1 protein-coding gene and 1 pseudogene are annotated in these 3,288 nt (G+C 35.3%); both read right to left on the minus strand.

The features are described 5' to 3' along the window. Positions 1-374: 374 nt before the first annotated feature. Positions 375-2,000, minus strand: coding sequence for an ABC transporter substrate-binding protein (locus tag NPX99_RS08460; RefSeq protein WP_269031394.1), 1,626 nt, complete (start codon positions 1,998-2,000; stop codon positions 375-377). 922 nt (positions 2,001-2,922) lie between these two features. Beyond that, a pseudogene (locus NPX99_RS08465) lies at positions 2,923-3,288 on the minus strand (ABC transporter substrate-binding protein); the annotation flags it as partial.

Raw genomic sequence — 3,288 nt, forward strand, 5'->3', positions numbered from 1 at the left:
GCAGTACAAAAAGAGGAGCCTGATATTTTCTACATATCGGCACATAATAATTCTTTCATCAAAGCATTTTAAAGCCCCCCACTTTTTCATAAACATTAAATTCTGTTTAATTTTGTTACGCTTGTCTTTTGTAGCAAAAAAATTTTTTACTTTCTTATGCAGATTGAAATATCCAATCTTAATATCTATGCATGTAAATCTTGTCGAAGTAAACAACCTCTCTTTCAAAGAGAATGTTTGGAACGATATTCTTTACACAATATATCAAGCCATTATCTATAAAATTCAACGTATTGCAAAGTTCTTAACCCCTTTGCAATGCGTCAAATATGTTATGATTACAGTTTTTTGTATTTTATAAACTTGAGATCCTTTTATTTTTCAATTGCACTATAAAAAATACGTGGTGCACTATTCCAAACCCATTTTTTAATATCAGGTGTCATAGCTATAACAGCATATTTCTGAAAGATAAAAGCGTAAGGTCCTTTTTGCATAAGTTCACGCTGTAAATCAGCATATATTTGTGCACGTTTCTGTGGATCTTTTTCAAACAATGCATCTTCAACCTTTTTATTCATGTTTTTATCAAAATAGCCCTGGTGCCAACTACCATAGCCTGTATTTTTCGCCTCAAACCGATTATCAGGATTGTAAACAAGCCGTGAAGCCATTGTATAAGGATCGGCAGAGTCATTATTCCAGCCGACAAAAATCGTATCAAAACCACGTGTAGAAAGTTTTGAAAACAACTGTGTACCTACCAAACGTTCAATTTTAAGACGTACACCTACCTTTTTTGCATTGTCTTGGATGGACTGAGCAATTGGCAAAGCATAAGGAGATGTCCCTACCAACAAATTGACCTCAAAACCTTTCGCATAACCTGCCTCAGTTAAAAGCTTTTTTGCTTTTTGAAGATCAAGTTTAAAAGGTTGCCCTTCTTTTTCATCCAAAGCACCAAAATTACCAAGAGGAATAAAGCTTGCACGGGGAATACCAATACCTTTGAGAACGGTTTTTCCAAGCCCTTCATAATCAATAAGATAGCGCATCGCTAAACGCACTTTTTCATTGGAAAAAATGGGATTTGTCATATTGAATCCCCAATACATCATTGTAGGCTCCAACACTTTTTCCACTTTAATATCGGTTGTCGCTTGAAGATCTGTCAAATCCTCAGGTGTCAAATTACGTGCAACATCAATATCGTGTTTTTGTAGCAATAAACGTTGCGTTCCAGGCTCTGCGACATGGCGAATTAAAATCTTCTTTAATTTAGGCGCCTCTCCCCAATAATGACGACTTGCACGCAACAACAGAGCTTCTCCAGGGTGCCAACTGCTTATCTGATAAGGACCAACACATGCAGCATTATTCGCTAAATATTGGTTTCCCATATCACCATTTTTTTCGTGTTTCATAATCGTTTTACGATCAAGCAAAGCCGTAATAGAACTAGTAACAATGTTGTTAAGAATGATCTCTGCAGGATAAGGCTTATCAAATTTTATCACCACCGTTTTGTCATCCGGTGCTTGAAGAGCTTCATCCATGTTTTGTTCTGTGATACCATATTCATTAAAGGTTGCCGCCTTAGCCATCTTCAATTTGATAACCCGCTTCATACCCCAAACAAGATCACTCGCACGGGCAATCCTCCCATCGTTAAACTTTAAACCATCGTGTAAATGAAAAGTAATGACTGTATTCTGATCACCACCTGACACCTCCCAATGTGTTGCCAAAGCAGGAACGATTTTGGCTGGATCATCTGTCGCAGTACTAACCAAATTGTCACAAACATTGAGAACAATTTCATTTCCATAAACATCGTTGATTTTCGCAGGATCAAATGTATCAATTGCATCGATATTCCAAGCCATCACGAGCGTATCGGTAGGTGTTTTTGCTGAAACATGTTGCACAATCATCCCCATTGCCATAACAGCAGAAACAAAAGAAGTGCTGCTTTTCAGTATTTTTCTCTTAAAGTTCATAAACTTTTCCTTTTTAGAGTTTGTTGTATAAATTTTTCATGCAAAAACAACGTGTAAAAAATAATATCCTCATGCTTAAAAAGCATACCTCCTAGAGGTAAAATAACACAATCTTCAAATCAGCAACCGCTCACTACCCACTTAGCCCCTTTGGAGCGAGAATCAGCTAAACCAAATATGCAACGAAAAATAATCTGATTAAAATAAAGCTATCACGCATGACAGCATCTATGAGTGACATCACAGCACTTACAATACAACGCATATCAAGCAAAAATCTTCTTTGCTTTATCAGACAGATTTCTTTCTTTTCCAAATTTCTTTGTGCAATTTTCTAAAAGCTGTCATCAAAATACTTCTACAATTTTTTTCAAGAACCTCAATAAAATTTGATCTTTTGATAATCCCCGATAAATTGTAAGTTGTTTATCGGTGACTGTTTTCATCTCTGCTTTAGAATGAAATGGGAATTTCCCATAACTCCGTATCAAATAACAGTCCAAAATCTTTCCTTTATCATATTTTAAAGTAACCGTGACATCACTCGAAGTATGAAAAGAGTAGCCTGATATTTTTCTACATATCCGCAGATAATAACTTTTTCATCAAAGCATTTTAAAGCCCCCCACTTTTTCATAAACATTAAATTCTGTTTAATTTGTTAGATCTGTCTTTTGCAGCAAACAAATTTATTACTTCCTTATACAGATTGAAATATCTGATCTTAATATCTATGCATGTAAATCTTATCGAAGTAAATAACCTTTTTTCCAAACAAAATGTATTAGAATGATATTCTTCTATATAATACATCAAGCCATCATTTATAAAATTCAACGTATTGCAAAGTTCTTAAACCCTTTGCAATACGTCAAATAGATCATAAACATACTGTTTTGTATTTTATAAACTTGAGATCCTTTTATTTTTCAATTGCACTATAAAAAATACGTGGTGCACCATTCCAAACCCATTTTTTAACAGCGGGGGTCATCGCTACAGAAACATATGTCTGATAAATAAAAGCATAGGGACCTTTCTGCATAACCTCACGCTGCAAATCAGCATACAGTTGTGCCCGTCTTTGTGGATCTTTTTCAAACAATGCATCCTGAACCTTTTGATTCATGCTTTCATCAAAATAGCCATTACACCAACTCGCATAACCTGTATTTTTAACATCAAACCGATTATCAGGATTGTAAATAAGGCGCACAGCCATAGTATGGGGATCAGAAGAAGCATTATTCCATCCGAAAAAAATCGTATCAAAACCACGCGCGTAAAA

The sequence above is a fragment of the Bartonella sp. 220B genome (assembly GCF_026930205.1).
In the GTDB taxonomy this organism is placed as follows: Bacteria; Pseudomonadota; Alphaproteobacteria; order Rhizobiales; family Rhizobiaceae; genus Bartonella.